This is a genomic window from Pseudomonas pichavaramensis, from assembly GCF_050473265.1.
Taxonomy (GTDB): domain Bacteria; phylum Pseudomonadota; class Gammaproteobacteria; order Pseudomonadales; family Pseudomonadaceae; genus Aquipseudomonas.
In genome coordinates, this window is the sequence record NZ_JBJKFJ010000011.1 from 87678 (window position 1) to 102668 (window position 14991).

A 14991-nucleotide genomic window follows, 5' to 3' on the forward strand; every position below is an offset into this window, starting at 1 on the left:
GGCGGGATCAGTGCGCCTTGCGTCGCCAGTCTTCCAGGCGGATGACATTGCCCGGATTCTGCACCGCGACTGGTTCGGGCTGCGGCTCCAGCACCGGATGGGGTTCCAGCTCGATGCGTCCGAGGTGCGAGCCGAACATGCTGATCTGCCCACGCAGGCGCTGTTCGCCGGTGACGGTGAACTCGAAGTCGTAGAGCCGTGCCAGGCGGCGGTGGCCCTTGGCGTCACGCTGCATGGCCAGGCGACGTAAGGCCACGGCGCCATCGAGCAACTCGACGTTCAGCTTGGCGCAGTGCTGCTTGGCCAGTGCCAGCGCCCGCTCGCGAATGCCGTGCCCGCGCCACAGCCAGGCGCAGACGGCGGCGAACAGCATCAACAGGAATACATCGAACAGGTTGATCATGGTGACTCCGAGGCCGGGAGAGAGAGCTTAGCCTATCTGCCACCCAGTTCTCAGCATCCTCCTTGCCCTTGCGTCGGCTGTGCATTAGCGTTCGCCCACTTCACAGGAAAAGGACGTCACCATGCATTGCCCCGCCTGCCGCACCAGCCGTCTGCAACCGGCAAAACTCGAAGATGGCCTGCTTGGCCATGGCTGCCCGCAGTGCGCGGGCACCCTGGTCAGCCTGCTGCACTACCGAGATTGGGTCGAGCGCCAACCACAGCAAGAGACTACTGAGGCACTGGCCGCCGAGGAGGAAGCGGGGGAAACCAGCCATGCACTGAGCTGCCCCAAGTGCGCCAAGCTGATGAGCAAGTTCCAGATCAGCGGCACCCGCGCCAACCGTCTCGACCTATGCGGTACCTGTGACGAGGCCTGGCTCGACAGTGGCGAGTGGCAACTGCTCAAGGCGCTGGAGCTGAGCCACCGCATGCCGGCGATCTTCACCGAGGCCTGGCAGCGCCAGGTGCGTCAGCAGGCCAGCGAGCAGGCGCGGCGCGAGCGCTTCACGCGCATCGCTGGGGATGAGGCCATCGCCCGTGCCGACGAGGTCCGCGAGTGGCTGAAGGACCATCCGCAGCGCCGCGAACTGCTGTTCTACATCGGTCACGACTGAGGCAGATTCTTTTCCTCGCTCAGCGCCTGGTAGCGTTGCTGCAATTCTTCACGAATCTGCCGGCGCTGTGCGGCCTGGCGCTGGCGGCGCAGGCCGTCCGCGGTGTCCGGTTGCAGTTCGGGCACCGCTGCCGGGCGCCCCTGGTCGTCCATCGCCACCATGGTGAAGAAGCAGCTGTTGGTGTGACGCACCGAGCGCTCGCGGATGTTCTCGGTGATCACCTTGATGCCGATCTCCATCGAGGTGCGCCCGCAGTAGTTGACCGAGGCGAGGAAGGTGACCATCTCACCGACGTGTACCGGCTCGCGGAAGATCACCTGGTCCACCGACAGAGTCACCACGTAGCGGCCGGCATAGCGGCTGGCGCAGGCGTAGGCCACCTCGTCGAGGTACTTGAGCAGCGTGCCGCCGTGAACATTGCCGGAGAAATTGGCCATGTCCGGGGTCATCAGTACGGTCATCGTCAGTTGTGCGGTTCCGGCTTCCATCGTTGCTCCAAATGCGTGTGGGGCTGCTGAGAGTGCGGCCTGATGCAAGATTCAAACTAAACTCGCCAATTTCTGTTGCAAGGATGCCATCCATGCTCACCCGCTCGAAACTTCTGTCTCTGCCCCTGCTGCTGGCCTTCACCAGTGCAGCGCAGGCAACCGATGACTGCGCCACCGCAGTGCAGTGCAATCAGCAGGGCACTGCCGCCTACCAAGCCGGCCACTATGACGATGCCATCGAAGCGTTCGAGCGTCAGCTACGACGCGTCGAGCAGGGCGACGGGGCACAGTTGGAGCTGGCCTTGAACAACCTGATCCTGACCAACCTGCGTGCGGGCGATGCCGGCATGGCGCGAGCCTGGCTGGCTGTGGCGCTGGACAACCAGCTCAGCGGCGCCTCGACCCGCCTGCACCTGGGCAAGGTGGCCGAGGTGCTGGACTACCAGGCGCTGACGGCCAGCCCGCAGGGCCGTTACCTGCGTTACGGCGGCCAGGCGGTGTGGAGCAAGTTGCAGATCACGCCTGACCCAGCCGGCGGCTACCGCGCCAGCTTCTCGCCGCTGCGCGCCGGGGCACGGGTGGAGGAATACGGCCCGGCGGCCATCGGCGAACTGGACGGCCGCCTGCGCGGCGACGGAGCCCTGATGACCCTGGATAACGCCCAGCTTGCCGCCGGTTGTAGCGTGCAACTGCTGCGCGAAGGCATCACCCTGCGCGTGCTGGAGGTGTTCGACGAGGGCTGTCAGGACTACGGTGGCATGGGCATCAGCGTGGCGGGTGAGTACATCAAGGTGGGCCGCTGATGCGCCGAGCAATCATTGCATTGGCGTTGTTCCTGCTGCTGTTGCTGGGCGCGGGTGGCTTTGCCTGGATGCGCGATGAGCCGCTGAGTGCCGACGCTCAAACCTGGCTCGAACAGGCTCAGGTCGATGAGGGGCAGAGTCGGGCCTATGTGTTTCTCAATGGTCTGGATGCCGCCAGCGGGCAGTCGCCAGAGGCGCTGGGTGCCGAGCGGCTGCAGGCCTATCGCACCTGGCGCCGCAGTCACGGCCCGATGGATGAGGGCTTTGCGGAGCCGAAGGTCACCACGTTGGCGTTACCGCAAGGCCCACTGTTCTGTTCGATAGAAAAAGATGACTGCCGGAGCACATTGCTGCGTGAGGCGTCTGCCTGGGTCGAGACGGACGAGCAGCGCCTGCTGCGTGAGCGCTATTGGCAGTTCCTTCAGCTCGATGACTATCGAAATCTGTTGGAGCCCAGCATCAATGCTCCATTGCCGCCCCATCATTACCTGATCCGCGGCCAGCACTTGCTGACTCTGCAACTGCTCAAGGCGGCTCAGGAAGGGGATGGTGAGCAAGTCCGGGCGCGCCTCGATGACGAGTTACATCTGCTGCGTGAACATCTGCGCCGGGCCGATACGCTGATCGCGAAGATGATTCTGGCGCGTATGGTCGAGTGCAATATGCTTTGGCAAGCGGTGCTCTATCGTCAGGGGCTGATGCCTGCACCGAGCAGCGTGCCTGCATTCGATAAGGCTGAACGCAGCCTGCTGCTGCCGTTGCAGTATGAGTTTCACAGCGTGGCTGTGATGTTCAAAAGCCACCCTACCGCCAATTCGAACTGGAAGGAGCACCTGTTCATGTGGTGGGGCTTGCGCCCACAGATGAGTATCAACGCCAGCCTGATTTTCTATCAGCCGTTGGCCGAAATTTCGCCGCTCTCGCCTGAGACGTTTGCTCGTGAGGTGAAGCAGTTACCGCTGCCTCAATTGCACAAAAATCGGCGTAACCCGGTGGGTAATGTACTGCTGGACGTGGCCATACCGGACTTCCGTGAATACGCCGCGCGCGTGCAGGACCTCGAAGCTCAGCGCCGTTTACTACAAGGGCTGGTGCAGTTACCACCGGGAACGCCAAGTGCCGAGCAGCTACGCGCTTTCGACAATCCCTACTACCCGGGCCAGCCAGCGCTGCTTGATGAACAGGGCCGGCTGTGTTTTGCCGGGCCAGTCGCGGGGCTGGACGGCGCGCGCTGCCTGCCGCTGTGAGCGGGACTCCCTCCGGATTTCATCCGGGCTACAGGGCGTATTCGGGTGGATGAGGCTGTTTTCATCCACCTGGTGAACTCAGGCGTGGCTCAGATACCAGCGCCAATCCTGCTCGCCCACTTCACCCATGAACTGGCGGTATTCGGCCCATTTGATTGCCAGGAATACCTTGAGGAAATCCTCGCCCAGTGCCTCGCGTGCCCAGCTTGAACCTTCCAGGTTGCGCAGTGCGCTGAGCCAGTCGGTGGGCAGGGTGTCGCGGGCCTGTTCGTAGCCGTTGCCGACGATGGCCGGGCCCGGATCGATCTGCTCGCGGATGCCTTTGTGGATACCGGCGAGAATCGCCGCTGTGGCCAGGTAAGGGTTGGCGTCGGCGCCGCAGATGCGGTGCTCGACATGCCGGCTGTGCGCCGGCCCGCCCGGCACGCGGAAGGATACGGTGCGGTTGTTCACCCCCCAGCTCTTGGCCAGCGGCGCATAGCTGTTGGCCTGGAAGCGGCGAAAGGAGTTGGCGTTGGGGCAGAAGATCGCCAGTGCATCGTCGAGCGTGGTCATCATGCCGCCGATGGCGTGACGTAGCAGCGGCGTACCTTCTGGATCGTCGCTGGCCATCAGGTTGTTGCCGTGCTCATCCGCCAGCGACACGTGCAGGTGCAGGCCACTTCCGGCCAGCTCGCCGAAGGGCTTGGCCATGAAGCAGGCCTGCAACCCGTGTTTGTTGGCCACGCCCTTGACCAGGCGCTTGTAGCGCACGCCTTCGTCCACCGCCTGCAGCGCGTCGACGCGGTGCTCCAGGGTCAGCTCGAGCTGGCCGGGAGCGTATTCGGAAATCGCCGTGCGCACCGGCAGGCCCTGCGTTTCGCAGGCAGCGTAGAGGTCGTCGAGAAACGGCTGCAGCTGCTCCAGCTCATACACGCCATACACCTGCGGCGCCTGCGGGCGCACGCCGTTCATCTGCATGGCTGGCTGCGGGCGGCCGTTGGCGTCGCGTTGCTTGTCCAGCAGGTAGAACTCCAGCTCCACCGCCATCACCGGGTGGTAGCCGTCTGCCTTGAGCGCGTCGATGGCGCGCACCAGCACGTGGCGCGGGTCGCCCGGTGTGGCCGGCAGTCCCTGAGTCGGGTGCATGCTCACTTGCAACTGGCCGGTGGGTACGGTGCGCCAGGGTTGCAGGGTCAGGCTACCGGGCAGCGGGTAGGTCCAGCAGTCGGCATCGGCCACTTCCCAGACCAGGCCACTTTCCTCGACGTCTTCACCCTGGATGGTCAGTGACAGGATCGAGCTGGGCAGGGGCCGGCCATGCTCGTAGATGGCCAGCAGTTCGTCGCGGTGCAGCAGCTTGCCGCGCGGGATGCCATTGGCGTCGATCAGCATCAGCTCGATGCTGCGCACCTCGGGGTAGCGTTCGAGGAAGTCGCGGGCTTCCTGGGGATCGGCGAATTGCATGGTGGTTCTCGCAAAAGGACGTGGTGCTGCCAAGTTCATCTTGTGGGGGGCTTTAGCCGCGACTGTCGCCGCTGAAGCACCTCCCACGGGGGTTACTCGCGGGCGCCGGGGATGGCCAGCAGCTCGCTCAACGCCTGATCCAGAGTGGCGACCAGCCTGTCCACATCATCTTCCGTGGTGCTCGGGCAGCACAGGGTCATGTTGTGGAACGGGGTGATGAGAATGCCGCGGTTGATCAGGTACAGGTGCAGGGCCATCTGCAGCTCATCATGGAAGGCCGCTTCGGCCTCGGCGCCGGTGCGCGGCGGCCTGGCGCAGAACTGAAATTCGCAGCGCGCACCCAGCTCGGTCACCGACCAGTTCAGTGCATATTTGCCGATCAGCTGACGGAAGCCTTCGGCCAGGCGTGCGGCCAGCGGCAGCATGTGATCGTAGGCGGCCTGGGTCATCACCTCTTCGAGGTTGGCGCGCATGCAGTGCATGGCCAGGGCGTTGGCCGACAGGGTGGTGCCCATGCCGCTGTGGCCATGACCGTGGCTGCCCTCGCTGGCGCGTTGGCGGGCGGCGCTCATGGCCTCGGCCATCTGCGCGCTGCAGCCGAAGATGCCGCACGGCACGCCACCGGCGATGGGTTTGCCGACCACGAAGAAGTCCGGCTCCAGCCCCCACAGGCGGGTGCAGCCACCGATATCGGTAGAAATGGTGTGGGTCTCGTCGATGATCAGCAGGCTGCCGTACTTGCGCGTGAGCTCGCGGCATTTCTGCATGAAGCCCGGGTCGGGCATGACCATGCCGATATTGGTCATCGCCGGCTCGCAGAGCAGGGCGCAGACATCGCCCTGGGCCAGCGCGGCTTCCAGCGCGGCGACATCGTTGAAGGGAATGGCGCGGCTGTGCTCGGTCAGGTCGTAGGCTTGGCCGATCAGCCCCGAGCGGTGCACCGTCTGGCCATCGCGATGACGCACCATCACGTCATCGACGGTGCCGTGGTAGCAGCCATCGAACACCAGCAGGGTCTTGCGTTGGGTAATCGCGCGGGCCCAGCGCAGCACGTAGCGGTTGGAGTCGGTCGCCGTGGCGGTGACCTGCCAGTAGGGCAGGCCGAAGCGCTGCGCCAGCAGTTCGCCGCAGACCACGGCATCCTCGCCCGGCAACATGGTGGTCAGGCCGTTGCCCGCCTGTTCGGCGATGGCGCGGGCCACTGGGTCGGGCGAGTGGCCGAACATGCTACCGGTGTCGCCCAGGCAGAAGTCGACGTACTCATGACCGTCCACGTCGAAGAAACGTGCGCCTTTGGCACGCTCGACGAATAGCGGCACCGGCGTCGACCAGTCGGCCATCCAGTGCATTGGCACGCCGCCGTACAGCGAATGACGTGCACGTTCGGCCAGGGCTGCGGATTTCGGGTTACGGGACAGGAACAGCTCGCGCTCGGCAGCGACGAAGCGCTCCACGGCGGCTTGGCTGATACCACTGGCGGTGGTCATGGGATAGGCCTCGGCGTGATTTCGAAGAATACTATTTTGTGATCACAAAATAGTAAATGGCTCGCTGATTTGCGCTTCACGGCCAATTTATTGCCGATTTGTGATTAGGTAAGATTTATTCGATGTCGGTTTCTCACACAAAATGCTTGGCGAAATAGACTCGTCACCTGCCCTGAATGGAGCTCTTCATGCGCGACTGTAGCCTCACGCTTGCCCAACTGCCGGCCCCGCCGATGGAACTGGCCCATGGCTGACAACCTGCAGGAACATCTGTATCAGAACATCCGCTCTGGCCTGCTGGCCGGGCGTTTCCAGCCGGGACAACGGCTGAAGATTCGTGATCTCGCCGCCGAGTGGGGGACCAGCTCGATGCCAGTACGTGCCGCCCTGCAACGGCTGGTAGCGGAGGGCGTACTGGAAGGTGAGCAGCAACGCTCGGTACGGGTGCCGTCGATGACCCGTGAGCGTTACGAGAATATCTTCCAGGTGCGTCTGGCGCTGGAGGGCATGGCGGTCGAACTGGCGACTCCACGACTGGGCAGCGCGGACATGGCACTGCTGCGAGACTGCGTGCAGCGCATGGACACGGCCATCGAACAGCGTCAGGTGCAGGACTATCTGAACGCCAACAGCCAGTTTCATTTGCACCTGTATGGCGCGTGCGGTAACCCGGTGCTGCTGCGCTCGATCGAGGCGCTGTGGCTACAGATCGGCCCCTTCTTCAACCGTCTGTTCACCGGTGCCGACCTGTCACTGCGGCTCAACGACTTTCACGAGGATGCCTTTGCCGCCATCGAAGCCGGCGATGCCAAGGGCGCGCGCCAGGCGATGGAGCAGGACCTGCTGTACTTCGCGCGGTTTCTGCTCAACCTGCTGGCGCTTGAGCAGGGCGAGGCGTGAGCCGGGGCTGGCTTATGCGTGGTGACGGTCGCGCTGAAGCCCCTCCGGCCCGTCAACTGCAGGAGGCGCTTTAGCGGCAACTCGGCTCAGCTTTCCAGCCAGACGTCGCGGCACCAGTGCCAGACCGAGTCCCAGCTTTCGTCGGTCAGCTCTTCTTCGTCACCGTCCCACAGCCACACCTGGCCTTCCACGTCCACGGCGTAGTAGTCGCGGCCACTCTGGCATAGCGGCACCAGATCGCGCGGCAGGCCAAGATCCCAGGCCACCGAGGCGACTTCCGGCAGGTAGGTGTGCGATTGCGGGTCGCTGGCGGTCACCGGCTCCAGGCGGCCGTAGACCACGTCGCTGACCTTGAGCAGAAACTCGCGCAGCTCGAAGGGCAGGTGGATGAGGATTTGCTCCTGAATCTCCACCAGGGTTTCTTCGTCCGGCAGTTCCAGTGGTACCGGCACCGGTTCGTTGAGTTCGCGCAGCTGTTCGATGACTTCTTCCACGGTGTCGGCTCCTCATCATGTGGGTCGGCTTTATACAGTAGCTGGCGGGGAGAATGAAAACATGTCGCCGTCATCTCATAATGGCGCTTTTGCGGGGCTCTCCCATGTCGTCTGTCACCTGGCAATGTCTGCACCACCGCGAACTCGATACCGCCACGCTCTACGAGCTGCTGGCGCTGCGTACCCAGGTGTTCGTGGTCGAGCAGAACTGCCCGTATCTGGAAACCGATGGCCAGGATCTGCTGGGCGACACCTGCCACCTGCTGGCGCGTGACGAGCATGGTCTGGTGGGCTATCTGCGTCTGCTCGATCCGCAGCGCATGGACGGTGAAGCGGTGATCGGTCGGGTGGTGATCGCCGCGTCGGCGCGAGGCAGCGGCCTGGGGCATCAGTTGATGCAGCGGGCCTTGCTCGAGTGCGAGCAGCGCTGGCCGGGCGTACCGCTGTATCTGTCGGCGCAGGCGCACCTGCAGGGTTACTACGGGCGTTATGGTTTCGAGGCGGTGACTGAGGTCTACCTTGAGGATGACATTCCGCATATCGGCATGCGCCGGGCGGCTACCGCTCCAGTGTGAGCTGTAGGCGCGATAGCTGGAGAAACAAAAAAAGCCGGGCAAGCCCGTAATGCTGTTCATTTAAGGTTACAGACGTTGGCTCCCCTCTCCCATTTATGGGAGAGGGGCTGGGGGAGAGGGCTGAAAATGCCGCAAAACTGCCAGTTTCCCCTCGCCGAACGCGGCCCGCCCAACCCTCTCCCCAAAGGGGCGAGGGGACTAATCGCGTTCGACCACTTCTTATGTGAACAGCATTAGGGCAAGCCCGGGGTTTTTCATGTTGCGCGGCGATCAGTTCTGGCGGATGCCGGCGATCAGCCAGGGCTGGTTGTCGCCCTGGGCGCGCTCCAGGCGCCAGCTTTCGCTGAACGGCTCGCCCTGATCGAAGCGCGAAGTCTTCGATACGCCACTGAAGGTCAGGGTGGCGATGGTCCTCTCGGCGTTGTCGTCGACGCCGTCGAGCTGCACGTCGAGTTCGTCGATATAGGTGGACTGGAAACCATCACCCAGCTCGGCGCGTTCACGCTTGAGGAAGTCCAGCAGTTGCGGGGTGACGAACTCGGCGATCTTGTCCATTTCGTTCGCGTCCCAGTGCTGCTGCAGGTTCATGAAGTGCTCGCGGCCGGCAGCCAGGAAGCTCTGCTCGTTGAACCAGGCCGGGGCATTGATCACCGGTGCAGTCGAGGCCAGGCGAGCGCCGAAGATATTGCTGCCAGCCGCCGGAGCGTTGGTGGCATTCGGCATTTCGCGCTGGTACGGGGCGCCAGCGGTGGCGGCTTGCGGCTGCTGCTGGGCACGACGGGCGGCGAGGAAGCGGAAGATCAGGAAGGCGATCAGGCCGAAGATCAGGAAGTCCATGATCTGCAGGCCTTCGAAGCCGTCACCCATGAACATCGAGGCGAGCAGGCCGCCAGCGGCCAGGCCGGCCAGCGGGCCGAGCCAGCGCGAGGCGCCGCTGGCGGCAGCAGGCTGGCGACCAGCGGTGGGCGCGGTGGCGGCCGGTTGCGACTGCGGTGTGGCTTGACGCGTCTGGTGGCTGGGCGCGGAGCCGAAGGATTTGCCTCCGCCAAAACGCTTGGCGTGGGCTTCGAAGCTGAAGGTCAGCGCCAGGCACAGAACCATGGCGATACTGAGGAAACGCTGCATCACGGTTTTCTCTCTGGTGGAAAAGCTTGGTCGGCATCTTGCCCGGCAAGGGTGGGCGTGGCTAGTGACAGAATGTTTCCAGCTTTTGCCTGCGCCAGGTGCCATCGTGCGTGCCCGGTTCACTCCCTGAGCGGTCACGGTGCGCATGGCGCACCCTACTGGTGTTGCAGCAGTAGAGGCAGTGGACCGCAGCGCAGTTGCCGGCGGAGAAAGGCGCGGAACGCTGCTGCGTCTTCTTCAGGGTGGCGCAGCCAATGCACGAAGCTGCGCAGATAGGCGTTGGTGAGCAGGGTTTCTTCTGCGATGCGGCGCAGATGCAGTGTTTGTCGGCCAGCGGCTTCACGCCACCATTGCACCGTGCGGCTGATGCGCATGAGACCGAGCACCTGCAGGTGGATATGACCGGGCTCCAGTTTGTACAGCAGCATCTGTGCGGTGACGGCCCGATGAGCGGCGAGGCTGCCGAGCCAGGCCAGCAGGCAGCTTTCCAGGCGCTGTTCGGCGTTGAGATCGTGCAGGTCGGTATTTGCGGCGTGGCCGAGCATGGCCTGGTCGGCGCGGTCGAACCAGGCCTCCACCAGGTCGTCCTTGTCGCGGTAGTGACGGGCGATCTGGTCCAGGCCGATATCAAGAGCGCCGGCCACCTCGAACAGATGCAGGCGCTCCCAGCCGCAAACGTCGGCCAGTTGCAGGGCGGTGTCGAGAATCTGGGTAGCGTCGGTCGGCTCGCTCTTCATCCGTGAAGTATGGTCGCCAAGGCCTGAGGTGACGCCTGAAACGACAAACGGGGTCTGATAGGTGAGACCTGGTCGCGCCGAACGGGTAGGAGCGGCGCCCCGCCGCGAAGCTGGGGGTAACGAACGCTTCGCCCCGGGGCGGGGCTCCCACAAGGGTAACTGCTATACCCTGAGCGGCTCAGCGCCAGTCGTACAGCTCTTTTTCCGACAGCCCCTGCATCGAGGTCGCCAGCGCCTGGAAGGCCTGCATCGAGGCCCAGATGCGGCCGTTCAGTTCGCTCTGCGCGGCCAGTTCACCGAGTACCTGTTCAGTCTCGCGTTGCATGGCCTGCAGCACCTCGTCAGGGAAGCGCTTGAGCTGCGTGCCGCTTTTCTTCAGCTCGTCCAGCGCCAGGGCGTTGTTGAACACGTAGTCGTCCATCATGTCCAGGGTCGAGGCGCGGGCCGCTTCGGTGACGATGGCCTGCAGATCAGCCGGCAGGCTGTCGTAGGCCTTCTGGTTGATCAGCAGTTCGAGCACCGACTGCGGCTCCTGCCAGCCCGGGTAGTAGTAGTACCTGGCCGCCTTGTGCAGGCCGAAGGCCAGGTCGTTATAGGGGCTGACCCAGTCGGTGGCGTCGATGGCTCCGGTCTGCAACGCAGTGAAGATTTCGCCGCCAGGCATCACCACGGTGGTGGCGCCGAGGCGGCTCCAGACTTCGCCGCCGAGACCGGGCATGCGGATCTTCAGGCCCTTGATGTCCTCCAGACTATGGATTTCCTTGTTGAACCAGCCGCCCATCTGCATGGTGCTGTTGCCAGCGGTCAGCGGCTTGATGCCGAAGGGGGCATAGGCCTCGTCCCACAGTGCCTGGCCGCCGCCGTGGCTGAGCCAAGCATTCATTTCGAGTGTCGACAGGCCAAAGGGCACGGCGCCGAAGAACTGCGCCGCAGGCACCTTACCCTTCCAGTAGTACGGCGCGCCGTGGCCAAGCTCGGCAGTGCCGCGGGAGACCGCATCGAACACTTCCAGCGCCGGCACCAGCTCACCGGCGGCATAGACCTTTATGGTCAGGCGTCCGGCGCTCATGGCGTTGATGCGCTCGGCCAGACGCTCGGCGGCGGTGCCGGTACCGGGGGCGTTCTTCGGCCAGGTGGTGACCATCTTCCAGTGGAAGCTTTGCGCAGGCGCCCGGGCTGCGTCGGCAGGGGCGGAATCGTCCTTGCAGCCGGTCAGGCCGAGGGCGAGCAGGGGGAGGAGTAGCAGAGAGCAAAGGCGCATTAACAGTCATCCCTAAAGGAAAACGGGGCCTGTTCAGGCCCCGTTCGTTTGGCTTAGCGCCAGTTGTACAGCTCTTTCTCGGTCAGTGCCTGCATGGCGCTGGCTTGTTCGAGGAAGGCTTTTTGCGAGGCCCAGATACGGCCGTTGAGGTCGCTTGTCGCGGCCAGTTGCTCGAGTACCTCGGCGGACTCCTTGCGCATGGCCTGCAGCACGTCGTCCGGCAGGCGCTTGAGCTGCACGCCTTCGGCCTTGAGGCTGTCCAGCGCCTTGGCGTTGTTGAACACGTAGTCGTCCATCATGTCCAGGGTGGCGGCGCGGGCGGCCTCGACGACGATCGCTTGCAGGTCGGCCGGCAGGGCGTCGAAGGCCTTCTGGTTGACCATCGACTCGACCACCGCCTGCGGTTCCTGCCAGCCGGGGTAGTAGTAGTACTTGGTTGCCTTGTGCAGGCCGAAAGCCAGGTCGTTGTACGGGCCGACCCAGTCGGTGGCGTCGATTGCGCCAGTCTGTAGGGAGGTGAAGATTTCGCCACCGGGCAGGTTGACGGTAATCGCACCGAGCTTGCTCCAGACTTCGCCGCCGAGGCCCGGCATGCGGATCTTCAGGCCTTTGATGTCATCCAGGCTGTTGATTTCCTTGTTGAACCAACCGGCCATCTGCATGGTGGTGTTACCCGCCGACAGCGGCTTCACGCCGAAGGGCGCGTAGGTTTCGTCCCACAGGGCCTGGCCGCCGCCGTGGCTGAGCCAGGCGTTCATTTCCAGGGTGGAGAGACCGAACGGTACGCTGCTGAAGAATTGCGCGGCCGGGACCTTGCCTTTCCAGTAGTACGGGGTGCCGTGGCCCATCTCGGCGGTGCCGCGGGAGACGGCATCGAACACTTCCAGGGCGGGCACCAGTTCACCGGCGGCGTAGACCTTGACGGTCAGACGCCCGGCGCTCATGGCGTTGATACGCTCGGCCAGGCGTTCGGCTGCGGTGCCGAGGCCGGGAAAGTTCTTCGGCCAGGAAGTGACCATTTTCCAGTGGATGGTCTGCGCGGGCGCGGCTGCGGTTTGCTCGCTGCCAGCCTTGTCTTCTTTACAGCCGAGCAGGCCGAAGGTGGCCATCACGGCCAGGGCGGCGCCGAACAGGTTGCGGCGATTCATCGATGCTTCTCCAGATACGGTAGGTTCTAACAGGCTTCCAGCTTGGCGTATGCCAGCATCAGCCACTTGCTGCCTTCGTTTTCGAAATTCACTTGTACCCGCGCCTGCGCGCCTGCGCCCTCGAAGTTGAGGATGGTCCCTTCGCCGAACAGACTGTGGCGTACACGCTGGCCCAGGCTGAAGGGCGTTTGCGGTACGGCACTGCCTTCGAACAGGCTGCCACCGCCCAGCGAGCCGGTGCTCACCGGGCGGCTGACGCTGTTGTTCAGGCGTACTTCCTGAATCAGAGGTGCGGGTATTTCGCGGACGAAGCGCGATACCTTGTTGTAGGTTTCGCTACCGTAGAGACGCCGGGTTTCGGCGTAGCTGATCACCAGCTTCTGCATGGCACGGGTAATGCCGACATAAGCCAGGCGGCGTTCTTCTTCCAGTCGGCCCGGTTCTTCCAGGCTCATCTTGTGTGGGAACAGACCCTCTTCCATGCCCACCAGGAACACCAGCGGGAATTCCAGGCCCTTGGCACTGTGCAGGGTCATCAACTGAATGCTGTCCTCGTTCTCGGCGGCCTGGGTGTCCCCGGCCTCCAGCGAGGCATGAGTGAGGAAGGCCTGCAGCGGCGTTAGCTCTTCGTCCTCGTCGTTCTCGAAGGCGCGCGCGGCGCTAACCAGTTCCTCGAGGTTTTCCACCCGGGCCTGGCCTTTTTCGCCTTTTTCCGCCTTGTGATAGGCGAGCAGGCCGCTCTGCTCGATGACCACTTGGGTCATCTGGTGCAGGGGCATCGCCAGGACCTTTTCCGCCAGGCCTTCGATCAGCTCGATAAAGCCGCTTAGCGCACCCGAAGCGCGGCCGGGCAAGACCTTGTTGGCGAGCATCAGGCGGATCGCCTCCCACATGTGCACATCATGCGCGCGGGCGTATTCGCGAATGGTCTCGATGCTCTTCTCGCCGATACCGCGCGCCGGCACGTTGATGATGCGCTCCAGCGCGGCATCGTTGCCGCGGCCGTCGAGCAGGCGCAGGTAGGCCATGGCGTTCTTGATCTCGGCGCGCTCGAAGAAGCGCTGACCGCCGTAGATGCGGTAGGGAATCTTCTCGCGCAGCAGCGCCTCTTCCAGCACCCGCGACTGGGCGTTGGAACGATAGAGGATGGCGATCTCGCTGCGCTTGAGGCCGTCCTTGCGCAGGGCGTCCTCGATGCTCTCGACCACGTAGCGCGCTTCGTCGTGCTCGTTGAACGCGGCGTACAGCGCCAGGGGCTCGCCGTCGCCGCCGTCGGTCCACAGCTCCTTGCCCAGGCGCCCGTTGTTGTTGGCGATCAGGGCGTTGGCGGCCTTGAGGATGCCGGCCGTGGAGCGATAGTTCTGCTCCAGGCGGATCATCTGGGTGTCGGGGAAGTCGCTGGAGAACTGCTGGATGTTCTCGATCTTCGCGCCGCGCCAGCCATAGATCGACTGGTCGTCGTCGCCGACCACCATCAGGCTGTCGCCGCCCTTGGCGAGAAAACGCAGCCAGGCGTACTGCACGGCGTTGGTGTCCTGGAACTCGTCGACCAGGATATGGCGGAAGCGCCGCTGGTAGTGCTCGAGCAGGCCCGGCTTGTCGCGCCAGAGGTCGAGCGCGCGCAGCAGCAACTCGGCGAAGTCGATCACCCCGGTGCGTGCGCAGGCCGCTTCATAGGCCTCGTAAATGCCGCGCATGGTGGCCAGGAACAGGTCGCCGCCGGCCTGTATGTGCGCCGGGCGCAAGCCCTCGTCCTTTTGCCCGTTGATGAACCACTGCGCCTGCTTGGCTGGCCAGCGTTGTTCGTCCAGACCGAGGTCGCGAATCACCCGTTTGATCAGGCGTTGCTGATCGTCGGAGTCGAGAATCTGGAAGTTCTCGGCCAGGCCGGCTTCCTGCCAGTGCGCGCGCAGCAGGCGATGGGCCAGGCCGTGGAAGGTGCCGACCCACATGCCGGCCGGGCTGTGCCCGAGCATGTCTTCGATGCGGTGACGCATCTCGGCGGCGGCCTTGTTGGTAAAGGTCACCGAGAGGATCGAATGAGGCGAAGCGCCCATCGCCTGAATCAGAAAGGCAATGCGGTGCACCAGGACGCGGGTCTTGCCGGAGCCGGCACCAGCCAGCACCAGTTGGCGGCCGAGCGGAGCGGCCACGGCCTGGACCTGGGCGTCGTTGAGCGAAGCGAGAAGGAGTTCGGGGTCATTTTGCATCGCGGCATTCTA

Annotated in this window: 15 protein-coding genes; 5 read left to right on the forward strand and 10 right to left on the reverse strand. The window is 64.0% G+C overall.

Going from position 1 to position 14991, the window contains the following annotated elements:
* Nucleotides 1–7: 7 nt before the first annotated feature.
* Nucleotides 8–403 carry a DUF3301 domain-containing protein gene (locus tag ACJRW5_RS18125; RefSeq protein WP_484571886.1) on the reverse strand — a complete coding sequence of 132 codons (396 nt, stop codon included), beginning with the start codon at nucleotides 401–403 and terminating at the stop codon, nucleotides 8–10.
* A gap of 121 nt (nucleotides 404–524) precedes the next feature.
* On the opposite strand from ACJRW5_RS18125, the gene ACJRW5_RS18130 reads away from it, so the two are divergent.
* A complete protein-coding gene (locus ACJRW5_RS18130) occupies nucleotides 525–1058 on the forward strand; it encodes a TFIIB-type zinc ribbon-containing protein (protein WP_484571887.1) in 534 nt (177 codons plus the stop codon).
* Here the strand turns inward: ACJRW5_RS18130 and ACJRW5_RS18135 are convergent.
* A complete protein-coding gene (locus ACJRW5_RS18135; RefSeq protein ID WP_484571888.1) occupies nucleotides 1049–1546 on the reverse strand; it encodes an acyl-CoA thioesterase in 498 nt (165 codons plus the stop codon). The genes ACJRW5_RS18130 and ACJRW5_RS18135 overlap by 10 nt on opposite strands.
* Before the next feature lie 92 nt (nucleotides 1547–1638).
* Here ACJRW5_RS18135 and ACJRW5_RS18140 point away from each other — a divergent pair, with 92 nt between their 5' ends.
* The gene (locus tag ACJRW5_RS18140) at nucleotides 1639–2349 is read left to right on the forward strand and encodes a tetratricopeptide repeat protein (RefSeq protein ID WP_484571889.1); all 711 of its coding nucleotides are present in this window, start codon (nucleotides 1639–1641) and stop codon (nucleotides 2347–2349) included.
* Nucleotides 2349–3596 carry a hypothetical protein gene (locus ACJRW5_RS18145; protein ID WP_484571890.1) on the forward strand — a complete coding sequence of 416 codons (1248 nt, stop codon included), beginning with the start codon at nucleotides 2349–2351 and terminating at the stop codon, nucleotides 3594–3596. The genes ACJRW5_RS18140 and ACJRW5_RS18145 overlap by 1 nt, the downstream gene beginning before the upstream one ends.
* 78 nt (nucleotides 3597–3674) lie before the next feature.
* Here the strand turns inward: ACJRW5_RS18145 and ACJRW5_RS18150 are convergent, their stop codons facing one another.
* Complete coding sequence (locus tag ACJRW5_RS18150) at nucleotides 3675–5042, reverse strand: glutamine synthetase family protein (protein ID WP_484571891.1); 1368 nt, start codon at nucleotides 5040–5042, stop codon at nucleotides 3675–3677.
* 92 nt (nucleotides 5043–5134) lie between these two features.
* A complete protein-coding gene (locus tag ACJRW5_RS18155; protein WP_484571892.1) occupies nucleotides 5135–6529 on the reverse strand; it encodes an aspartate aminotransferase family protein in 1395 nt (464 codons plus the stop codon).
* 246 nt (nucleotides 6530–6775) lie between these two features.
* Between ACJRW5_RS18155 and ACJRW5_RS18160 the strand changes: the two genes are divergently transcribed.
* Nucleotides 6776–7429 carry a GntR family transcriptional regulator gene (locus ACJRW5_RS18160; RefSeq protein WP_484571893.1) on the forward strand — a complete coding sequence of 218 codons (654 nt, stop codon included), beginning with the start codon at nucleotides 6776–6778 and terminating at the stop codon, nucleotides 7427–7429.
* 86 nt (nucleotides 7430–7515) lie between these two features.
* Here ACJRW5_RS18160 and ACJRW5_RS18165 read toward each other — a convergent pair whose 3' ends face one another.
* Entirely contained in the window at nucleotides 7516–7923 is a 408-nt protein-coding gene (locus ACJRW5_RS18165) for an SMI1/KNR4 family protein (protein ID WP_484571894.1), read from the reverse strand.
* A 104-nt stretch (nucleotides 7924–8027) separates the two neighbouring features.
* On the opposite strand from ACJRW5_RS18165, the gene ACJRW5_RS18170 reads away from it, so the two are divergent.
* Entirely contained in the window at nucleotides 8028–8498 is a 471-nt protein-coding gene (locus tag ACJRW5_RS18170) for a GNAT family N-acetyltransferase (protein WP_484571895.1), read from the forward strand.
* 270 nt (nucleotides 8499–8768) lie between these two features.
* Here the strand turns inward: ACJRW5_RS18170 and ACJRW5_RS18175 are convergent, their stop codons facing one another.
* The 5 genes from ACJRW5_RS18175 to uvrD all read right to left on the reverse strand — a co-directional run bounded on the left by ACJRW5_RS18175 (nucleotide 8769) and on the right by uvrD (nucleotide 14979).
* A complete protein-coding gene (locus ACJRW5_RS18175) occupies nucleotides 8769–9623 on the reverse strand; it encodes a Tim44 domain-containing protein (RefSeq protein WP_484571980.1) in 855 nt (284 codons plus the stop codon).
* A gap of 155 nt (nucleotides 9624–9778) precedes the next feature.
* Nucleotides 9779–10360, reverse strand: a complete 582-nt coding sequence (locus ACJRW5_RS18180; RefSeq protein ID WP_484571896.1) for a TetR/AcrR family transcriptional regulator — start codon at nucleotides 10358–10360, stop codon at nucleotides 9779–9781.
* Between the two features lie 178 nt (nucleotides 10361–10538).
* Nucleotides 10539–11621 (reverse strand): TRAP transporter substrate-binding protein, encoded by a 1083-nt coding sequence (locus tag ACJRW5_RS18185; RefSeq protein WP_484571897.1) that lies wholly within the window; start codon nucleotides 11619–11621, stop codon nucleotides 10539–10541.
* Between the two features lie 53 nt (nucleotides 11622–11674).
* A complete protein-coding gene (locus tag ACJRW5_RS18190; RefSeq protein ID WP_484571898.1) occupies nucleotides 11675–12769 on the reverse strand; it encodes a TRAP transporter substrate-binding protein in 1095 nt (364 codons plus the stop codon).
* Between the two features lie 26 nt (nucleotides 12770–12795).
* Nucleotides 12796–14979, reverse strand: a complete 2184-nt coding sequence (gene uvrD / locus ACJRW5_RS18195; RefSeq protein WP_484571899.1) for a DNA helicase II — start codon at nucleotides 14977–14979, stop codon at nucleotides 12796–12798.
* Nucleotides 14980–14991 lie beyond the last annotated feature (12 nt).

Coding starts and splice junctions, on each gene's coding strand:
- ACJRW5_RS18140 (WP_484571889.1), top strand. CDS start 1,639: ATGCTCACCCGCTCGAAACTTCTGTCTCTGCCCCTGCTGCTGGCCTTC.
- ACJRW5_RS18160 (WP_484571893.1), top strand. CDS start 6,776: ATGGCTGACAACCTGCAGGAACATCTGTATCAGAACATCCGCTCTGGC.
- ACJRW5_RS18175 (WP_484571980.1), bottom strand. CDS start 9,623: ATGCAGCGTTTCCTCAGTATCGCCATGGTTCTGTGCCTGGCGCTGACC.
- uvrD (WP_484571899.1), bottom strand. CDS start 14,979: ATGCAAAATGACCCCGAACTCCTTCTCGCTTCGCTCAACGACGCCCAG.
- ACJRW5_RS18150 (WP_484571891.1), bottom strand. CDS start 5,042: ATGCAATTCGCCGATCCCCAGGAAGCCCGCGACTTCCTCGAACGCTAC.
- ACJRW5_RS18130 (WP_484571887.1), top strand. CDS start 525: ATGCATTGCCCCGCCTGCCGCACCAGCCGTCTGCAACCGGCAAAACTC.
- ACJRW5_RS18145 (WP_484571890.1), top strand. CDS start 2,349: ATGCGCCGAGCAATCATTGCATTGGCGTTGTTCCTGCTGCTGTTGCTG.
- ACJRW5_RS18170 (WP_484571895.1), top strand. CDS start 8,028: ATGTCGTCTGTCACCTGGCAATGTCTGCACCACCGCGAACTCGATACC.
- ACJRW5_RS18185 (WP_484571897.1), bottom strand. CDS start 11,621: ATGCGCCTTTGCTCTCTGCTACTCCTCCCCCTGCTCGCCCTCGGCCTG.
- ACJRW5_RS18180 (WP_484571896.1), bottom strand. CDS start 10,360: ATGAAGAGCGAGCCGACCGACGCTACCCAGATTCTCGACACCGCCCTG.
- ACJRW5_RS18155 (WP_484571892.1), bottom strand. CDS start 6,529: ATGACCACCGCCAGTGGTATCAGCCAAGCCGCCGTGGAGCGCTTCGTC.
- ACJRW5_RS18135 (WP_484571888.1), bottom strand. CDS start 1,546: ATGGAAGCCGGAACCGCACAACTGACGATGACCGTACTGATGACCCCG.
- ACJRW5_RS18190 (WP_484571898.1), bottom strand. CDS start 12,769: ATGAATCGCCGCAACCTGTTCGGCGCCGCCCTGGCCGTGATGGCCACC.
- ACJRW5_RS18125 (WP_484571886.1), bottom strand. CDS start 403: ATGATCAACCTGTTCGATGTATTCCTGTTGATGCTGTTCGCCGCCGTC.